At 66.9% G+C, this 17899-nt stretch carries 13 protein-coding genes and 1 pseudogene; 8 read left to right on the top strand and 6 right to left on the bottom strand.

Annotated elements, in window-relative coordinates; all coding sequences use genetic code 11:
• Window positions 1–46: 46 nt before the first annotated feature.
• Window positions 47–940: a DUF6083 domain-containing protein gene (locus tag ACQEV8_RS42535; RefSeq protein ID WP_432973598.1), complete on the bottom strand. Its 894-nt coding sequence runs from the start codon at window positions 938–940 to the stop codon at window positions 47–49.
• A gap of 161 nt (window positions 941–1101) precedes the next feature.
• Complete coding sequence (locus ACQEV8_RS42530; RefSeq protein ID WP_058846732.1) at window positions 1102–1365, bottom strand: helix-turn-helix transcriptional regulator; 264 nt, start codon at window positions 1363–1365, stop codon at window positions 1102–1104.
• A gap of 521 nt (window positions 1366–1886) precedes the next feature.
• Between ACQEV8_RS42530 and ACQEV8_RS42525 the strand changes: the two genes are divergently transcribed.
• The 4 genes from ACQEV8_RS42525 to ACQEV8_RS42510 all read left to right on the top strand — a co-directional run bounded on the left by ACQEV8_RS42525 (window position 1887) and on the right by ACQEV8_RS42510 (window position 6493).
• Window positions 1887–2558, top strand: coding sequence for a hypothetical protein (locus tag ACQEV8_RS42525; RefSeq protein ID WP_432973593.1), 672 nt, complete (start codon window positions 1887–1889; stop codon window positions 2556–2558).
• A gap of 74 nt (window positions 2559–2632) precedes the next feature.
• Complete coding sequence (tap, locus tag ACQEV8_RS42520) at window positions 2633–4864, top strand: telomere-associated protein Tap (RefSeq protein WP_432973590.1); 2232 nt, start codon at window positions 2633–2635, stop codon at window positions 4862–4864.
• Window positions 4865–4876: 12 nt separating this feature from the next.
• Window positions 4877–5434, top strand: coding sequence for a telomere-protecting terminal protein Tpg (gene tpg, locus ACQEV8_RS42515; protein WP_432973587.1), 558 nt, complete (start codon window positions 4877–4879; stop codon window positions 5432–5434).
• 135 nt (window positions 5435–5569) lie between these two features.
• The gene (locus ACQEV8_RS42510) at window positions 5570–6493 is read left to right on the top strand and encodes a hypothetical protein (RefSeq protein ID WP_432973584.1); all 924 of its coding nucleotides are present in this window, start codon (window positions 5570–5572) and stop codon (window positions 6491–6493) included.
• A 419-nt stretch (window positions 6494–6912) separates the two neighbouring features.
• Here the strand turns inward: ACQEV8_RS42510 and ACQEV8_RS42505 are convergent.
• Window positions 6913–7278, bottom strand: a pseudogene (locus ACQEV8_RS42505) (helicase); the annotation flags it as partial.
• Window positions 7279–7446: 168 nt separating this feature from the next.
• On the opposite strand from ACQEV8_RS42505, the gene ACQEV8_RS42500 reads away from it, so the two are divergent.
• The 3 genes from ACQEV8_RS42500 (at window position 7447) to ACQEV8_RS42490 (ending at window position 13128) form a co-directional block, all read left to right on the top strand.
• On the top strand, window positions 7447–8907 hold the full coding sequence (locus ACQEV8_RS42500; protein WP_432973581.1) for a lipase/acyltransferase domain-containing protein: 1461 nt from the start codon (window positions 7447–7449) through the stop codon (window positions 8905–8907).
• Complete coding sequence (locus tag ACQEV8_RS42495; protein WP_432973578.1) at window positions 8897–9880, top strand: hypothetical protein; 984 nt, start codon at window positions 8897–8899, stop codon at window positions 9878–9880. The genes ACQEV8_RS42500 and ACQEV8_RS42495 overlap by 11 nt, the downstream gene beginning before the upstream one ends.
• Before the next feature lie 65 nt (window positions 9881–9945).
• Window positions 9946–13128: a WD40 repeat domain-containing protein gene (locus tag ACQEV8_RS42490; protein WP_432973575.1), complete on the top strand. Its 3183-nt coding sequence runs from the start codon at window positions 9946–9948 to the stop codon at window positions 13126–13128.
• Between the two features lie 215 nt (window positions 13129–13343).
• On the opposite strand, the gene ACQEV8_RS42485 is transcribed toward ACQEV8_RS42490, so the two are convergent.
• The 3 genes from ACQEV8_RS42485 to ACQEV8_RS42475 are packed head-to-tail and all read right to left on the bottom strand — an operon-like array spanning window position 13344 to window position 17243.
• The gene (locus tag ACQEV8_RS42485; RefSeq protein WP_432973572.1) at window positions 13344–15677 is read right to left on the bottom strand and encodes a hypothetical protein; all 2334 of its coding nucleotides are present in this window, start codon (window positions 15675–15677) and stop codon (window positions 13344–13346) included.
• Complete coding sequence (locus ACQEV8_RS42480; protein ID WP_432973569.1) at window positions 15674–16819, bottom strand: helix-turn-helix domain-containing protein; 1146 nt, start codon at window positions 16817–16819, stop codon at window positions 15674–15676. Before ACQEV8_RS42480 ends, ACQEV8_RS42485 begins: the two co-directional genes overlap by 4 nt.
• Window positions 16820–16865: 46 nt before the next feature.
• Window positions 16866–17243, bottom strand: a complete 378-nt coding sequence (locus ACQEV8_RS42475) for a hypothetical protein (RefSeq protein ID WP_432973566.1) — start codon at window positions 17241–17243, stop codon at window positions 16866–16868.
• 401 nt (window positions 17244–17644) lie between these two features.
• On the opposite strand from ACQEV8_RS42475, the gene ACQEV8_RS42470 reads away from it, so the two are divergent.
• Complete coding sequence (locus tag ACQEV8_RS42470; RefSeq protein ID WP_432973563.1) at window positions 17645–17842, top strand: hypothetical protein; 198 nt, start codon at window positions 17645–17647, stop codon at window positions 17840–17842.
• The last annotated feature ends 57 nt before the right edge of the window (window positions 17843–17899 follow it).

The following is a 17899-nucleotide window of genomic DNA, read 5'->3' as shown; positions in this document are numbered from 1 at the left end:
CCTGGGGCGGGCCTGGGCAGGGTGAGCTCAAGGGCATGGAAGGGCGTCATGGGCGAGCTGCCTCGTGCACCCTGCCGGTGGGGCCTGGGCGTTGGGTGCGGGTGGGAAGGCGGTTGTGGATGTGCTCGTGGTGGCGCAGAGGGTCGAAGGGCTCCCAGTCGGACACCGCCAGGTCGGCGGCCGTGGGGATGGCGGCGTGCTGCAGGCAGCGCTGGGCGCGCCAGCGCAACTGCTCGGCGTACGGGATGGCGCTGAGGTCGTAGATGGCCATGACCGCGGCGGGCAGGGCCAGCTGCCCGCTCGTCGCGGTGGCTGGGACCAGCCTCCAGGTGCCGGCCGGGGTATCGGGGGAGATCAGGGTGCTGGTGCAGCGGTGGCGGCGCCGGGTCTGGGCGATGCACTGGATCTCGTCGACCGGGCGGGTGGCGAGGTAGCGCACGTACAGCAGCTGCACGACGGGGCGGGCCGGGCGGCAGGCCGCCGCGTCCCCTCGCTGGGCCGGGCTGCCCGGAGAGGCCGGGCACGGAGTGAGGGCGCCGGCGTCGATCAGACGACGGGTGTTTACGGCCAGCGACCGGCGCAGCCCCATCAGCTCGGGAGGAGGCGGGGGAGTGTCGCGGGCGGGACAGACGACGGCGTGTGGCAGGCGGCACCAGCTGCTGCCGTCTCCGCCCGGGTAGGCGACACCGGAGCTGACGTGCCAGCGGCACGTGGCGGGCACCCGGGCGGCCGGAAGTTCGTGCGGATGGAGACGGACGGGCCGCTGGGCGCCGCGGTGGTACCACTCGATCCGGTTGCCGCACTCGCGGCACCGGTCGCCCTGGCCGCAGCGCAGCAGCCGGCTGACGCCGTCTGGGGAAACGTGCAGGGAACGGCGTACGTGGTGGGCAAGGGGGCTTCCGTCCCAGCGCCGGGCCGGGGGAGGAGGTGTGGAGCGCATGCGGGCGAACCTGTCAGCCAACACGCCGGATCCGCGGCAGGCAGCTCTGCCGGATCGTCCGGTCAGCCTCATACGGTGCGACTGGAGTGCGAATGCTTGATCGCTCGTTCGAGCGGGTCTCGCCGGTTCGGGTGATCTGTGGCAGACACTCTGGCGGGGAGTCAGTCTTGGGCCGGGCCGGGCAGGTCGTGCCCGCGGCACAGGGTGCTGAAGAGCTCGTCGAGCGGGGTGTTCAGGGCGTGGGCGAGAGCGTGCCAGGTCTTGAGCGTGCCGATGGTGCGGCCCTGCTCGATCTCGATGACGGTGCGTCTGGCCAGGCCGCTGCGGGAGGCAAGCTCGTCATAGCTCCACCCGCGCGCGGCCCGCAGGCGCGCGAGTTCGAACCGCAGCGCAGTGAGGTCCGGGTCGGGCGGCAAGATCGTCACCCGTCCATCCGACGGTGCAGACCCCTGCACTGCCAGTGCATACCTCTGCCCTATTTTCCCAGGTGGCGGCGCACGCGAGAGGGCAGAGGTCTGCACTACGGTTAGCGGCCGCCCCCACCCAAGAACGGGACCGGCGCGGACGTGACAAGGAGGAACACGCGCCCATGAGGCTGCGCCCAACATGTCCGACGACACCACGCGCCTGGACCGTGGAACTGCGCCCGCACTCCGGCGGGCTTGCCCTTGTGTGCTGGCAATGCCCGCACGGCAGCGGGCAGATCACCGCAGCCTCCGCACGCGCGGCCGCCCTCGCCCACCTCGCACGGCACGCACGCGGCAACCTCCTCCCCCCGCACCTGCGGATCTGCCAATGCCGTGAACGCGGCTGCCACTGGCACCCCCGCCACCGCGGCTGCGCCGGCCCTATCCGCCTCCTCCTCGCACGCGAACACGGCGGACGACTATGGCGGCTCGCCGACGCCTGCAGCGCCTGCGCCGCAGCGACAGCACAGGCCGCCGTAGTGCCCGACACCGTCCTCACCCACCCACCGCTGTACCCGACAACCGCCAGCCGGCGCAGACGCCGCCCCAAGGGGCCCGGCGAACAGACCCGGGTACGCGAAATCCTCAGCTACCTGGCCGCCGCCCTCCCGCCGGGCACTTCGGCCGCCGCACGCCTGCTCGCGCTGCAGTGCGCGCTCCGCATGAACACCAAAATGCACGTCCGGCTGCCCAACGGTGTGCTGCGCAGCCTCCGCCTCAACGCCGTCCAGGACCCATGGCGCGAGCTGGAGCACGCGCGATGGCTGTGCATCACCCCCGCGACCGCGGCCAACGAGGTCGTTGCCGAACTGCTTGACGCCGCGCTGCTCGGCCAAGCCCCCGCCCGCCCCGACCGAATGCGCGCAGCCGACTGGGCACTGCGCGCCAGTTCCTCCTCGACAGCAGGAACAACCGGACCGCTGCCGCAACTGGCGAGCGCCTACCTCGCGGCGAACGCCGACCCGCAAGCCGGCAGCGGACTGAGCGAGCTCGACCAGATAGGGCGCGTCTGTGGCGTCCCGCTCGCGGAACTGCCCGCTCTACTTGACCAACTGGCAGCAACCGGGCTGCTCAGGTCATGGCAGGCCTGCCCAGACTCAGGAGATCTGCACTGGACTCTCGTGCACAGAGGGAGGCCTTCGAACGAATAATGTACGCGATATGTACGTGAACTTTGCGCGAGTCGTACGGTTAACTAGGTAATGTGTCAGTCGGGAGGTGTTCCATGTCCGAGTTGTTCGATGCGGTCGACGCGCTGGTCGCGTCCCGCTCCCAACTGCCGCCGACGGAGGAGCGCAAGAGGCTGCGCCAGGCCCACGGGCTGACGCTGGACGAGGTGGCTGCCGCGCTGAAGGTGCGTCGGGCGACGGTGTCGGGCTGGGAGTCGGTCAAGAAGACGACTGAGCCGCGCGGCCCCGAACGTGAGGCGTACGCGCGGCTGCTGAACAAACTCGCGGAGCTCTATCCGGCGCCCGCCGCCGCACCGGACCCGACGCCGACCATGTTCACCGGCCAGCCCGCCCCGGCGGAAAGGCAGACTTTGTCCGCAGGCCCGGCTTCCGAGCCTGCGGACATGACCGAACACAAGAACACCCAGAGCGCCCCGGCTTCCGCCGTTGCCGAGCAGGCCGCGCCGCGCCCGGCGCGCACCGCCAGGAGCGCGTCGATGTCGCACCGCCCGGGCGCGCGGAAGGCGACCCCGGCCAGCACCCCGGCGAGCGGCACGGACGCGCGCTTCGAGAACGGACCGCTCGCAGTCGTCGACGTCGACATCGACGGCCAGGTCCTCGCGTACTGCGTCGGCGGCCTGGTCCTGGACGTGCCCGCCAAGTCCCTTCCCTCCCTGGTCGACTGGACTCTGAAGGAGGCCAGGCTCGGGCAGCCGAAGCTGTCCGGCCCGGGCAAGGACGCCGACCCGCTGCTCGTTCTCACTGAGTCCGCCCTCGAGCGCTATGGCCTGCCCGTCGCCCTCACGGAGGAGGAGCGGCTCGCCGGGCGGATCCCGGAGGGCCACAAGGTCATCAAGCAGCTCGCACGCGCGGACTGGAAGCTCACGAAGCGCGGGTTCGGCCCGTGGGCGCGGATCTACCGCCCCGCCACCGGTTCGGAACGTGCCTGCGTCCAGCTGTGCATCCCGTCCTGGCATGCGCTGGACACCCGGCACTGGGGCGAGGCCGGGCAACTCCCGCCGGCCGAACTCGCCCGCGCCCTGGGCGTGTACGCCTCCCGCGTGATGACGCCGCGCGGATCGACCGCCGTCACCGGCCTGGAGCTGATGACCGCACTGCACCCGGCGACCCGCGCCTCCGAGCCCGACGAGAACGGCAAGCGGCACTCCGAGCACAACCCCGGCTCCCTGGGCAAAGACCCGGTCGACCCGGCGCCCTGCGAGGCCCCCGACGGCCACCCAGTCCTCAAGGATTTGCCCCGCTTCCACGTGCGCGGCCCGGCGGAGAAGCTGTTCGAGGAGGCCTACGACTGGGCGCGGCCGATGACCGATGCCGAGTGCACCCTGCGGCACCTGGTCGGCGTTGACGTCAACGTGGCCTTCGCCGCCGGCGCCAACGGCTTGAACGTCGGCCTCGGTGCCCCGACGCACGTCACGAACCCGGTGTTCGACCCGAAGCTGCCCGGCTCCTGGCTGGTCGACCTGTCCCACGTCGACCTGTCGAAGGTGAAGGTCGGCAAGGAGTTGGTGGAGCTGGACGGCAGCCTGCTCCCCTCCCCGTTCACGCCGAAGGGCGAGCGCCCCGAAGGCCCGGCCTGGTACGCAACGCCCACCGTCGCCTACGCCCAGGAGCTCGGCTACGAGGTGCGCCCGACCGAGGCGTGGGTGCGGCGCGAGAACGGCCGCTATCTGGACGGCTGGTACAACCGGCTGCGCGACGCCTACCTCGCCACGATGGCCGACCTCGGCGTCGACGCCGACCTCGCCCCGGCCGACTTCCTCGCCGCGATGGACGGCTACAAGGCCCGCGACCCTCAGTTGGCGATCGTCGTCTCGGCGATCAAGGCGACGGTCAAGGGCGGCCTGGGCAAGCTGCGCGAGCGCCCGCGCGGTGAGGGCTGGCGGCCAGGCGAGCCGTGGCGCGCACTGTCCCGCCCGACGTGGCGGCCCGACATCCGCGCGGCCGTCATCTCCCGCACGCGCATCAACCTGCACCGCAAGATCGTCAAGCACGCGGCGTTCACAAGGCAGTACCCGGTCGCGATCCTGTCCGACTGCGTTGTGTACGCGGCCGACGGCGAGAGCCCGCTGGACTTCCTGCCCTACCGCGAGGGCAAGCCGCTGCCGGGCGGGTTCAAGCTCGGCATCAACCCGGGCCTGGTCAAGCACGAGGGCACCCAGAGCGTCCTGTGGGGCGAAGAGGTCCGCGAGCGATTCGACGCCCCCGAGCTCAACCTCGCCCGGTACATCAAGGACGGCACCGTCACCGACGTCGACAACGGAGAGTAGGAGAGGGCGACGATGAGCCTGTTCGGGGACGGCCTGGAAGCCGCAGTGCAGAAGGCGTTCACCCGCCCAGCGCCCAAGAGCGCGCCCGCGCAGATGCGGTACCTGGTCAAGCAGCTCAAGAGCACCAAGGCGGTCGCCCAGATGCTGCGCATCTCCCAGCGCACCGTCGAGCGGTACGTGAAGGACCAGATCAAAAAGCCGCGCACCGACCTCGCCGCGCGCCTGGAGCGCGAGGTCAAGGCCCGGTGGCAGCCGCAGATCCGGGCCAAGGCCCGGCAGCAGGCGGCGACCACCGGCGGCATCGTCATCGACACCCGCGCCCGCCTCGGCTACACCGCGCCGATCGGGTCGACGGACCAGGACCGCATCCGGCACCTGACCGTCGCCCTGCCGCCCCGCTACGCCGCCCGCCTCTTCGAAGCCCAGGAGCAGGGCGCCACGGAGCAGCGCCTCCAGGAGCTCGCCGCTGAGGCACTCAAGGAGGTGTACTTCCAGGACGGCGGGCGCCGCGCCGGAAGCCTGGAGGAGGTCCGGTTCACGGACATCGAGCACCTGGAGTTCGACTTGTAGTGGCAGTTCCCGTACGTCTTGGTCCCCTGGTCCGGTTGGTCCGAGGACCTGCTCGTTCTAGCCTCGCCCGGCGCCCAAGATCGGGAAGCGGGGAAATCTTCGGCGTGTGTCAATGGGCGGCGCTACCGTTCGTTCATGTTTATGCGCAGCCGCAAGCGGCGTGATCCGCAGGCGGCGGATCTACGAGGATCGATAGACGAGTCGCCTTCTGAGGGCGTCCCGGACTACATGGAAATTCCTCTGCGCCAGTGGGTGATGGCTCTCCTCCAAGACGATGAAGCCAACGCACAGAGGATCGCCCTGCACCTGAAGTTGCGCGTCGACACCGGCCCCCGGGAGTATTCGCCGGCGAGGTTCCTTGCCGCAGGCACCACCAAGGAGCAGCTGCTCGATGTCGTGAACGCGATGCTGCACTTGAGTACGCCGTCGACTTCGCAGATGTACTACCCCAACCCGGGCACGTGGAGCGGCCGGCGGCAATACCTGGGGACTCACGGGAACAGCGACCGCGAACTGTCCATCGCGGAGCTGGAGGACATGCTGACGCTTGCGGGATCCGCATACCGCGTCAACGACGCTCGCACCGGGCTGGAGCTTCGGGTCGACGCCACGGCACAGCGGGCTGTCGTCAGCACTCTGGCAGCGGCTCGCGCCCCGCAGAGCGGATCGGCGACCGACCACCTGGCAACCGCCTGGAAGTGTGCGTACGGGCGCGACCCGGACCCGACGAAGGCGTACAGCGAAGCGATCAAGGCGGTGGAGTCGGCTTCCCAGTCCGTCATCGAACCGAACAACGGCAAGGCGACGCTTGGGTCGATGCTGGGAGTGATCAGGAATTCGCCGCAGCGGTTCTCCACGGCGATCCCCGCACCCAGTGGAGAGAACGACGTCGAGCTCGTGTCCGCCATGATGCAGCGGCTGTGGAAGGGGCAGACCGCCCGGCACGGCTCGCAGAACCCGACCCGGTTCGAAAGCCAGCGCGAGGCCGAGATGGCGGTGCACCTGGCTGCCACCCTCGTGCAGTGGTTCGCCGCCGGCCTGGTCCAGCGAACACCATAAGCAGTGCGCCCACAGTGACCCGGAATTTCATGGTGCAGGTAGCCGTTGTGTCTCTGGTGGTGCACTTGGGGACGTCGTAGGCCATGGCCCCGTCAGCGCTGTCGTAATCGGCGCCGTGCCCCAGGTTGACCGAGGCCCTGGAGACCCCGCCGGGGTGGTGGGCGGTGACCTGAGCACTGAACTTGGCGACCGTGGTGGGCCCGATCACGATGTTCATGCGCTTGTTGACGACGACCTTGGTGATAACTGGCGACCGTCCGCATGTGCGGACGGAGAAGCGCAGAGGGCCAACAGCAGGGCGGCGGACGCTGCTCCAGCAGCCGTCGCGGCACGTGTACGCATGCGAGTCCGAATCGAAGAAGGCGGCACCGGGTGCACTCCTGGCAGCCGGAGCCGTACGGATCAAGACGTTCGCGATGCAACGCCGTCTGCAGCGCGGCGAGCCGGGCTCCGCGCACCTGGTCCGACCGCCCCTCGGCACCGAGCAGCATGGCGGCCTGGAGCTGGGTGTCGGTGACGTCCAGACACACCACTTGGTAGGGCGCACAGATCCCGCGGTCGATCGCTTCGGACAGCGTCAGCGTGTAGCAGCGCTTGCCGAAGGGTGAGTCGGGGGAGTCTTCCATGCTCGCGACCAGCTCGCCCTGCTGCTCTTGATCTTCGTCGAGCTGCCACAGGCGGGGCGTGGCGGTCATGTAGAGGCGGCGCAGGGCGGGGATGCGGGTGTTGTCGTGGACGACTGCCCATGGCTTGCCCAGCCGCCCTGATGTTCGGTGCGCCTCGTCCGTTTTACCCGTCTGGCTGCTTTCGTTGGTGCTGAGCTGGGGTTATGCATCGCGTACGTGTGCGGCACGAAGGGCTGTGCCTGCTGGTGAGCGACTGCGCTGACGGATCCGCTGGGCCTGGTGGGGCTGCTGGTGCGATCACTGGGTGTCGCTACTAGCGTTGACTGTATGAGCGCCCAGCAGCGGCTCTCCGACGAGGTGCTGTATCCCGATCGCACCCATGATGCTGTGGTCGTTATCCCCGGGATCATGGGCAGCGAGTTGAGGGACGGTACCTCTGGATCGGTGTTGTGGGGTCTGGACCCCCGCTTCTACGGTCGGGCTTGGCTGACTGCGTCCACGCTGCGCGCACTACAACTCACCGAGGCGGAGCTTGCGGGCGAATATGGGCGCGTCACCGCCAGTCGGCTGCTGCACTTCCCTGCGTGGCTTCCCTTCTTCCGCGGGTTCGAGCCGTACACCGCTCTGGTTGACGCCGTGTATACCGCGGTCGTGCATCCGGCCGCCGTATTGGAGTTCCCCTATGACTGGCGGCTGCCGGTTGCCTATAACGCCGAACGTCTCGCTGAGGAGGCACTGGCTCACCTGACACGCTGGCAAGAGCATCCCAGCCATGTAGCGGCACGCGGGCGGCATGCCACTCAGCGTCCCGCGCAGTTGGTCCTGGTGGCGCACTCGATGGGCGGCCTGCTGGTGCGCCACCTGCCCCTAGAGATGGCTGAAAAGATCAGAGTAAGCGTCACCCTCGGCACACCTTTCCATGGATCCCCCAAGGCCGCAGCCTTGCTCAATTCGGGCCGCGCCCTTGTGCCGTTGCCGGCAAGGCGGCCGGCTAGCGCGATGCTGCAAAGGGATCCGGATATGGGTGTACGGGCGCTCGCGGTCACTCTGCCCGGGGTGTACGACCTCCTGCCTACGTATCGCTCGGTGGATGACGGCAGGGCCGGCCGCAGGCTGAGCGTCGGCGATGTGGTGGCGCTCGGAGGCGACGCCATTCAGGCGCAGGCGTGGCACGACCGGCAGCAGTCGGCGAGCGAGGAAGCGCTCGTCGATCACCAGCTGGTGGTGGGTGCGGCCCAGCACACCCCGCAGAGTCTGCGCATTGATGACGGTGTGGTGAGATTGCTGTTCGAGGAACTCGGTGGCACCGTCCAGTCGCCCGCGCGGACGGACCGTTTGGGGGACGGTACGGTCCCCACCGGCTCGGCGGAACTGCGCGGTGTGCGGCCGACCCGTCTCGACCAGCAGCACCAGCAACTGGCCAAGGCGGACGCTGCGATCCGGCACGTGCAACACATCCTGCGTGAGCGGGACCTGGACTTGTTGGGTCCGCCAATGGGCCCCGAAGAGGGGGTCGGGCTCGACGTACCGGACGCTGTCGTGGCGCCGGGCGAGGAATGGGTCGCCCGCGCTACAGGAGTCGCACACCAGCGCGGTGCCTATTGCTTGGTCTCCGAAGTCACCGGCGCGATTCGGGCGCAACGCGTTTTTCTGCAGCAGCGTGACGACGATTGGTACGCGCCGATCGTGCTTCCTCAGCCTGGGCTCTACAGGGTGGCGCTCCAGGGGCTCGATGGCCCAGTAAGCCAGCTGGTTCTCGCGGCTGATTTGGACAGCCATGGCTCATGATCCGACACCGCCGTTGTTGCTCAGTTTCCCCATCGGCAACTACATCGACGATGGCTACCCGAACCTCGACGTGGGCACGGAACTGGACCGTGTCCTCAAAGTGCTCGACCTATTCGAAATCGAGCATGAAATCTGGACGGTGCCGATGACGGAGAGGGGGAAGGATGCGGTAGATACGCGGCTCGATGCGTGGACCGGCCGCGCCGACAGCCGCAACACCATTCTCTACTGGGCGGGCCACGGCTTCAAAGATGCGAACGGCGCAGGTCTTGCCGTCTCGAGCACTCGGAAAGCACGTCCGAACGGGATCACTCCAGAGCTGCTGGCCACAGCGCTGAGCGATCGGGAGTCCGCGAACGAGAGCGCCTGGATGTTTGTTGTGATCGACGGATGCTATTCCAAGCGGTTCGTCGAACTCGTGGCCCGTGACTTGTTGGGGAAGGAGAACGGAGCCCGTTGCGTGCTGCTCTTTGGTGTCTCAGGCGACGGAGCAACTCGGTTGGGTGACTTCAGTACGGTGCTGGAGCAAACCGTGCACAACGCTTACTGCCGCAACGACCGCCTCCCGATCATCCGGGTGGCTGATGATCTGGCACGGGAACTGGCCGGCTCCCACCACATCCCAATGGAGATGTCTAAGGCGGCCTGCCTGGTCTCTCGCCGTCCCATCACTGATGTCAGCGGCGTACTAGACGAGGTGAAGGAGCTCGAGGCGGTCCTCAATGAGCTCGACGAGGTCGAGCGCCAGCATTTCGTCAAGCGCGGTCAGGATTCCGAGAATGGTGATCTGACCTGGTATTTCACGGGTCGTCAGGAGCAGTTGAGGGAGGCCTGCTCCTGGCTCCGCGAGCGTGATCACGGCCTGCTTGTCGTCACTGGCCCCCGGGAAGCGGTAAATCAGCGTTCCTGGGATATCTATGGGCCCACTCCCGACCTCGGCTACGCGCGGTCTTGGCCGCTCACGATCTACTGACTCCCGTTGGGCCTGCTGAGCGGCCACCGGACGACGTCTTCACCGCGACCCTGCTGCTTACCGGCATGAGTGCAGCAGAGGTCGTTGCGGCTATCGCGAGGGTCCGCAGGCTCAAGCTACCGAAAGGCCGCGAACCTTACGAACTCGCCGACTGGTTGACCCGCAGAGTGCGGCCATCCAGGCAGGGGATAACCCTGCTGATAGACGCTTTGGAGGAAGCGCAGGAACCGCTGATGATCGCTGAAAGCATCCTGCGCCCACTCGCCACCACACCCGGCATCCGGCTCGTAGTTGGCACCAGACCAGCCACGACCCATCAACCCGTCCCCACCATCAATCGTGACCTCCTCGAAGCCCTGGGCGTGCCTGGAGACGCCACGACTCCCGGTGCTGAAAGTCCGACCGAGATCCGGATGTATTGGGAACCCGAAGCCGTCGGCGAGTACGCCGCGAAGCGGCTTGAGGCTGCCGCGGCCCGCGGCAGCCTCAACGCCGACAGCGACGCAGACACTGAGGTCCGCCGTCAACACCTGCCTTTTGTTGTCGCAAAGATCAAAAAGAACAGTCGGGACTTCCTCCTCGCCCGCCTGGCCATCCACGAGATCCTGGCCCGCCCCCACGTGCTCGACCAGTCCCACACGCTGGACCCGCTCCTCGGCGGGGACCACCACCAGATTTTCGAACGCGCGGTCAATCGGCTCTGCGAGGCGAGTGCGGTCAACCATGGACTCCTGCAGGCTCTGGCTTTCACTCGGGGCCGCGGACTGCCGATCTCAGGTGGTGTCTGGGCTGCAGTAACCCAAGCGCTCTCCGACGCACCCCGTCCGACCGCCGAGCAGATCGATGCATTCCTGAGGCTCGCGGCGCCTTACATCAGGCTGGACACCGCTGACGGCGAGACCGTCTACCGACTGGCCCACCGCAGCTTCCAGGACTTCTTCGCCCCCGACGGCGACCCGACCAGAGAAAGCCACCGGCGCATTGTCCAGGCCCTATCGGGCCTCATCGACTCCGATGGCCTCCAACCGCCGCACCCATATGTGTCCCAGCACCTATCAGCACACGCCGCCGCGGCCGGGATGACAGGCTGGCAGGAACTTGCCCGTCGGCCTTACGCCCTGGATCTGGTGAATGCACGGGCACTGAGCAACGACGCAGTGCGCAGCGTCTGGGGCGAACGAGGGGTGCCGGACGAAATCGTAGGGGTCATCGGCGCGCGCCACCTACTCGCCAACGCCTCACCCACCGATCGTCGCGGCATACGCGAGATCGGCATGGCCCGGCATGCCGGCATCACCCAGTTCGACGACAAGCCAGCCCCGCCCGGGTCTTGGTCTGTGCATGCGGCCTGGCTGCGTTTGCAACATCCTCACGTGACCTTGGACCGTCGCGGGGGTGAGTTCAACGCGTTGACCTCATACACCAGCAGCCGCAGAGAACTGCTCGTCACAGGCGGTGACGATGCCAACGTGCGGATCTGGGACCCGGAGACTGGTGGACAGGTCCGCCGCCTAGGCGAGCGCCACTATGGAAGCGTGCGTGCGGTTCTCGCGTTTCAGGGACCGGACCGACGGATGTTGCTTGCATCCGCTGGCGACGACGACTTCATCCGCATCTGGAACCCGACCGGTGGACGAAAACCACTGCGCCAGATCAGGGCTCGGCAGAAGGGCGTTCGGGCACTGACAACCTTGACCCTCGACGGGCACCTGCGACTGGCATCGGGCGGCAGCGACGGCACTATACGGATTTGGGACCCGATCACCCGCGAACTGGTCCGCGAACCACCGACGGGGCATGACAACTGGGTGCTCAGCATGACCTCCTTCAGAAATGGTGAAGGCCCTGAGCTACTCGCCACTGCCAGCCGGGACAGAGTGGTGCGCATCTGGAACCCTGACACCGAAGCCACCCTGCGAGAGTTGCCCAACCATGATGACTGGGTCTGGGCAGTCACGGCGTTTCCCGGACGTGGGGGAAAGACCTTGCTGGCCACCGCGAGTCGAGACGTTCGGATCTGGGACCCGGACACTGGCCAGCAAGTCAGAGAGCCGTTCGTCGAGCACCGCGGGGATGTGAACGACATTGCGGTGTTCACCCGACCGGACGGCACAGCCCTGCTGGCCTCTGTCGGTAACGACACCATGCTGCGCATCTGGAACCCGCTTACAGGTGAGCAGATCCGCCACGAACCGTGGAGCGGCCACAGCAGAGGAATCCGCGCAGTGCACTTCTACATAGACCCGGATGGGCGGAGGTTGCTCGCAACCGCAGGCCGGGACCGCACCGTGAGAGTTTGGGACCCGACAGGCGACCCGCCCACCCGCGATCGCACAATCCGACATCCTCGCCCTGTCAATGCGGTGACCACATTCCACGGACAGCATGGTCAGGCCCAGATCGCTACGGCGAGCAGCGACGGCAGTATCAGATTGTGGGACCCGAGGCAGCGCGAGCAGATCGGTGAGCGTCTTCAAAAATCCCGCAGGCCGATCATCGCGGTGACTTCTTTCCCTAAGAGGGGCGAGCGGGGGAGCCTGCTTGCGACAGCCGGTTACGACAGAGAGATCCGAATCTGGGACCCAAACACCGGGTATGAGAAGCAACCGCCGCTGCGAGGAAGTCAACGCCAGGTTCTGGCACTGGCCGCTTTCACCGCATCATCGCGGAGAAGAGTCCTGCTTGCCAGCGCTGGCACAGACAAGATGGTACACATCTGGAACCTGGATACCCGTAGCAACTTTGCTATGCCCGGCCACAGCAAGAGTATCCGCGCTATCACGTCGTTGCGAAGCCCAACCGGGATGCAGCTCGCTACCGGGGGCGACGACAGAACGATCCGGATCTGGAACCCCAGGGAAGGTATTCAGATAGGTGACCCGTTCCGTCTACCGAGCAAGGTCTTGTCGCTGACCTCTTTTACGCAAGACAGGCGCAGTCTGCTCGCGGCTGGCACCAAGGACGGCAAGGTCTGGATTATCGACCCAGAGAATCACCAACGAGGAGAACTGTACCTGACCGGCCACAACGCCGGCGTGGGGGCGATCGCATCATTCCAGAGCGCCGAGGGGTCCCGGACTCTCCTCGTCAGCGGCAGTTGGAACGGTGAATTGCAGATCTGGGATCCACGCGAGCGTGAGATCCGAGCGGTCATCCGTATCGGAGTTGCCGTCACCGGTATCTGTGTGGCCGATGGCCGTTTGGCGGTGGCCTGCAACGAAGGCGTACTGATCATCAATCTGACGTGAACGGGCCGTCCTCACCGCGAGATTGTTCTTTCAGCCCTGTGGTGCCGTTCCTGCAGCCACGCCAAAAGCTCCGGTCGGTACACCCGCCTGCGTAGGAACGCCACGATGATCACGACTTTACGGACCGGTGAGGTGCAGGGGTAGCGGCTGACATGTGCTCTTCGTGATGCACTTGTTCATACATGCGGCTCGTGCTGGCGACGACTGGAGTGTCGTCAGTCGTCGTCGACGTCGTCGAAGATGTTTCGCTCGTATGGTGCGTCCGGGAGTGTGGAGTGTCCGTGAGGTGCTGAGGCGTGAGGGCCTTGCGGGACTAATTCGTCGTCAATGGTCAAGATTGCCTCGTTCATCTTTTCCAAGGCATGCTCTATGGCGGAAACCGCATCCGCATCCTCTGCGAAGACGTCTTGGTACTTGTTGAGCTCTATTTCCAGTTCCTCGAAGTGCGTCTGCGGATCCGCTTCGTCAGGGTTGTAGTTGCTGCGCCAGTCCTGGAGTATCTTTCCGAACCGGGAGGGCAGTTGCAGTTTGACGTGGCTGAGCAACTGTTCTCGCTCGGTGCCTGAGAGGAGCACCTTCCATTCCGGGAGCCATGTCCAGCCGGCGTCTGGTGACTCTACGGCGAGCTTCGTAACTCGTTCTACGATGAGTTGATGGTGTGCAGGTTCGATGAGGTCGGCCTGCTGAAGTCTTGCGAGGACCCGGGGTTCGTCGATGACGTTCAGGAACGATGTGAACCAGGTCATGCGGATCACGGCGTCGGGTTGCGCCTGTGTGTAGAGGGTGAGGAACTCGTTGGAGCATCTACTGGCGAGGAACTCATGCCAGATCATTTGGCCTGCCAAGTTTGCTCTGGTTTCCTGATCCGCGATTTGGAGAAGTTCAACAACCCTGGAATATAGGGAAGGTGGCACTCTGAGCAAGGTTCCGGCCTGGTCTCCGGTATCGCAGTCGATTCGCGGGAGGATCGTGCGCCAGTTTTGGCCGGATAGGAAGATTTTGATGAGGTTGGGGTCGGTAGCCAGGAAAGCGGCGAAGCCCTCTTGCAGTGTGGGGTGTCGAAAGGACCATCCGGTGGTGGCATTTTCGCCGGGCGGGGAACCGAGCCTCAAGAAAGTGCCGGTGAGGGTTTGGAGCGCCCGGCTGACGCCGGCGATGCTTCCTCCCATGCGGGTGACGACATCGTGCTGGGCGGAGTCCAGGTTCAGAGGGGAGGGCAGGCACTCACCGGCCTGGTAGGTCAGGGCTAGCGCAGTCTTCTCGTCGGGTTCGAGTCCGTCGTAGACCTCGCGGAGGAAATCGCTGGGACGTGCCATGAAGTCGGCGATTCCGCGGCTGTTCAGCTGGAGGCGGTGGGTGAAGGCTTGTAGGCCCAGGCGCCGAGCAGCCTCGGGGTAGAAGGGGTCCGCGTCGGCTGCCTCGTGCAGGTGGTACTTCATGCTCGAGCGGATCTCGCGGGGCTGGTCGCCGAGCTTGATGTGGTTGTAGAGGATCTGGCGCCGTTCTTCTGGCGAGAGCTGCGCGGCGTCTACGACGACTCGTTGTTCGTGCAGGAGCGGGTAGGTGGACTCCTTCAAGTAGCGGCGGGCGTCACGGTAGATGTAGTCGCGTGAGGTGAGGACGACTTTTGCTCCGCTACGGACGGCGGTCATGACCTCCCGCATGCGCCGGGTCCAGTCGTCGGTGAGATGCCGCTCGTGGCGGACACTGCCGAAGGCGTCGTCGATCCAGAAGAACTGGTTCGTTTCGTGCGGGTTCCAGTGGCGTATGAGCCCGCCGGCGTCGGGCGCCTTGACGGTCAAGCAGCCCCAGGCGTCGAGGGCGGTCATGGCCAGGGTCTCTGCGATGACGGACTTGCCGATGCCCGGCTCGCCGAGCAGGAGGACGAAACCGTGCTCCTGCACGGCTTGGACGGCACGCCGGTAGGCGTCGGTGACCACGAACGTGGCCAGTTCGTCTCGCAGGTAGCCGAGCAGGGCCTGGGCTTGGTTATAGGCGCGTTCGTCGAGGATCTGGGAGAGGTCTCCGAGTCCGTAGACGCGAGGGACGAAGGTCCGCAGGCGCTGGCGTGTGGCGATGGTGTCGCAGATCCACTGGCCGTCGAGGACCAGCGGGTACGCGACGCCGGCATCGAGCAGCCGTCGTCGGATGGTGGCTTCCGAGGTGCCGCTGACCCGCGCGTTGGTGAGTAGGACGTAGCTGCCGCACAGGCCCCGTTCCACCAGAGCCTGGACTTTGGCGAACTCGTCGTCGAGATCCGAGGGCGCGAGGGTGGTGTCGGCTTTCTTGGTGTGTTTGCACTGCAGGACGAAGGGGCCGTCGGGGACGTCCTGGACGCCGATCGGGTCCGGTGGTTGTTGCCAGGTGCCGTAGAAGGCGCCGTCGCGTCCGCCGTCGTTGGAGTCGGCGAAGGTGTGTACGGACTGTGCCCACACCTCGCGGAGTACGGCTGCGCACAGGTCCTGGAATGCGCGCCAGCCCAGGGTGTGCAGGGCGAAGCCGGGGGAGCCCGGTGCTGCGACTGTGCCTTTGCGGGGGTGGTCGGTCACTGTGGCTGGTCCTCGGTGGGGCCGTTGTGGGGGAAGCGGACGGGGCGTTTGAGGTTGTTGCCGTGGGTCCAGGGCAGGGCGCCGTCGTGCTGGAGGCGGCCGACGACGATGCCAGGGGCGATGCCGGCCTGGCGGGCGAAGGCTTTGACGTTGTCGAAGGGCATGGGCCTGCGGGCGAGGCGTCGGTATGCGGCGTTGTGCTCGGGCGGGATGAGGGTCTGGGCTGCGAAGGCGTCGGCTTCTTCTTCGCTGCGGTCGCCTTCGGGTGTGCGTTCGTCGGCGCGGTCGGTGTTGTCGAGGAAGGTCAGTCTCTTGCCGTGCAGGAGGGTGTGGCCGATCTCGTGGAAGACGGTGAACCAGAAGTGGTCGTCTTTTTTGAACCGGTCGCTGAGGGCGATTCCCACTTTGTCGGGGGTGAGCCAGCGGGTGACGCCGGAGACGCTGGTCAGTGGAGGGGCGGGGAGGAAGACGACGGCGACGCCGGCCTGGGCGCACAGCTGGGTGATCCGGCCGGGCCAGGTTGCCGGGTCTTCAAGGGTGAGGGCGCGCAGGCTGGGCAGGAGGGCGGTGAGGGCGGCGCGGTCGAACGGCTGGCAGGGCAGGGCGCGGGCCTTGAGTTCTGCCTGGCGCAGCCATACCGCGGTGGCGTAGTCGTCGGTCTTCAAGACGGTGGAGCGGCGGAAAGCGGTGCGGTAGCTGCGCCAGAGGTCTTCGGCGACGCCTGGGTCGGCGACGCCGAAGAACGCCAGCAGACGCTGGAGGTTGTCCGCGCTCCTGTCCTTGTTCGGCAGGATGCTGCGCTTGACGAGCTCGGTCAGTGAGAAGTTGTCGAGCCAGTCGATGCGCTTGCTGAGCTGCTGGAGTTCCTGCTGGCGGGTGACGTGGGTGCGCCAGGCGGCTTCCAGTTGGTTCCACATGGAGGCCGGGATGCCGGTGGCGCGCTCGAGGAGGAGCGCGGTCTCGGGGGTGAGGACTGCGGTGCCCTGGACGATCTGGTTGATGTGCTTGGTGGACAGGCCGGTACGCCGGGCGAGGTCGGCCTGCGGGATGCCGAGCGCTTCCAGTTGTTCCTTGAGGGTCTCGCCGGGCGGCTGGGCGGAGTCGGGCGCGTAGGCGAAGGGCGGGGCGGGAGGCGGGGTCACGGGTGGTGCCTCTCTGAGGTCGGGGAGGCGGGGGTGGCGGGGGCGGTCATCGCGTGATGGCGATCGCGGTGACTATCAGTGCGCGTACGGAGTGTTCATCAAGGGTGCCGTCACGATGGGCGGCGGGCGGGTCGTCGCGCGGGCGTACGACGAGGTGGCCGTGGTCCCCGAGCGAGACGACCCGGCTGATGCCGCTGTCGGCTGGATCAGGCCGTAGCCGGGCGGCCGCGAGGCGATGCAGGTCGGCCAGGTGGTCGGCGGCGGCAATCTGGCCGAGGCGTCTGTGGAGCGCGGCGGCGGCCTCCGGCCCGAAGCGGGCCCGGCGGGCCGCGTCGCTGTTGCAGACGCGGGCGAGCTCCGCGTCGTCGAAGGCGATGTCCACCGGCAGCCCCAGAAACCTCTTGCGTATACCTGTCGCTTCCATGCTACTCTCTCGATCAAGAGAAGTTTCATTGGCTTGCTAGGTGCATGAAACTCCGCGCACGGTGGAGCGCCTTTGCAGGTCAGATCGATCCCTCTTGAAGGAGGTACGTCATGCCCGGCAAGGCCAGTAAGGCGAGTGGGTCTGGTGGGAAGCGTGGTCGGAGTGCGGTCACGGGTCGGTTCGTGAAGCAGTCGACGGTGCGTAGGCACCCGTCGACGACGGTGAACGAGCGCGCGTCGCGTGGCTCGAAGAAGAGCAAGTAGGCGGGCTTCGGGCCCGCCTTTCGTATGCCCCGGCATGCCGCGGCGGGCCGGGGGCGGAGGTCGTCATGACGACGGAGGACACCCGGCACCAGAAGATCAGGCACGAGACGGTGACCGGGTGAGTCGCTAGAGGTGCCGATGCGCACGACGCCGAACACGATCCTGGGCCTGGCCGGTATCGACGCGGCCACGCACTCTCTGGTCCGGATCACCGGACGGCACCAGCACTCGTTCGCCGGCCACGGCGAGGAGGGGATCGCCGGGCACGGGCATCAGGAGGAGAGCCTGAACGCTCCAACGTTCGATCGCGGGGGCGTTGTCAGTGGCGCGTGGTAGATCTGGCCTGAGCAGTGAACTGGTGTGCTTTTCCCGTTAGTTGATCATTATTGAGCG

The organism is Streptomyces sp. CA-179760 (genome assembly GCF_050937045.1).
Classification (GTDB): domain Bacteria; phylum Actinomycetota; class Actinomycetes; order Streptomycetales; family Streptomycetaceae; genus Streptomyces.
The sequence above is the reverse complement of the archived record's forward strand: the minus strand, read 5'-3'. Positions and strand labels throughout refer to the sequence as shown.

Excerpts from the sequence above, each read along its gene's own strand:
- ACQEV8_RS42470 (WP_432973563.1), top strand. The coding sequence starts at position 17,645 with ATGCGCACGACGCCGAACACGATCCTGGGCCTGGCCGGTATCGACGCG.
- ACQEV8_RS42490 (WP_432973575.1), top strand. The coding sequence starts at position 9,946 with ATGAGTGCAGCAGAGGTCGTTGCGGCTATCGCGAGGGTCCGCAGGCTC.
- tpg (WP_432973587.1), top strand. The coding sequence starts at position 4,877 with ATGAGCCTGTTCGGGGACGGCCTGGAAGCCGCAGTGCAGAAGGCGTTC.
- ACQEV8_RS42535 (WP_432973598.1), bottom strand. The coding sequence starts at position 940 with ATGCGCTCCACACCTCCTCCCCCGGCCCGGCGCTGGGACGGAAGCCCC.
- ACQEV8_RS42510 (WP_432973584.1), top strand. The coding sequence starts at position 5,570 with ATGTTTATGCGCAGCCGCAAGCGGCGTGATCCGCAGGCGGCGGATCTA.
- tap (WP_432973590.1), top strand. The coding sequence starts at position 2,633 with ATGTCCGAGTTGTTCGATGCGGTCGACGCGCTGGTCGCGTCCCGCTCC.
- ACQEV8_RS42495 (WP_432973578.1), top strand. The coding sequence starts at position 8,897 with ATGGCTCATGATCCGACACCGCCGTTGTTGCTCAGTTTCCCCATCGGC.
- ACQEV8_RS42500 (WP_432973581.1), top strand. The coding sequence starts at position 7,447 with ATGAGCGCCCAGCAGCGGCTCTCCGACGAGGTGCTGTATCCCGATCGC.
- ACQEV8_RS42475 (WP_432973566.1), bottom strand. The coding sequence starts at position 17,243 with ATGGAAGCGACAGGTATACGCAAGAGGTTTCTGGGGCTGCCGGTGGAC.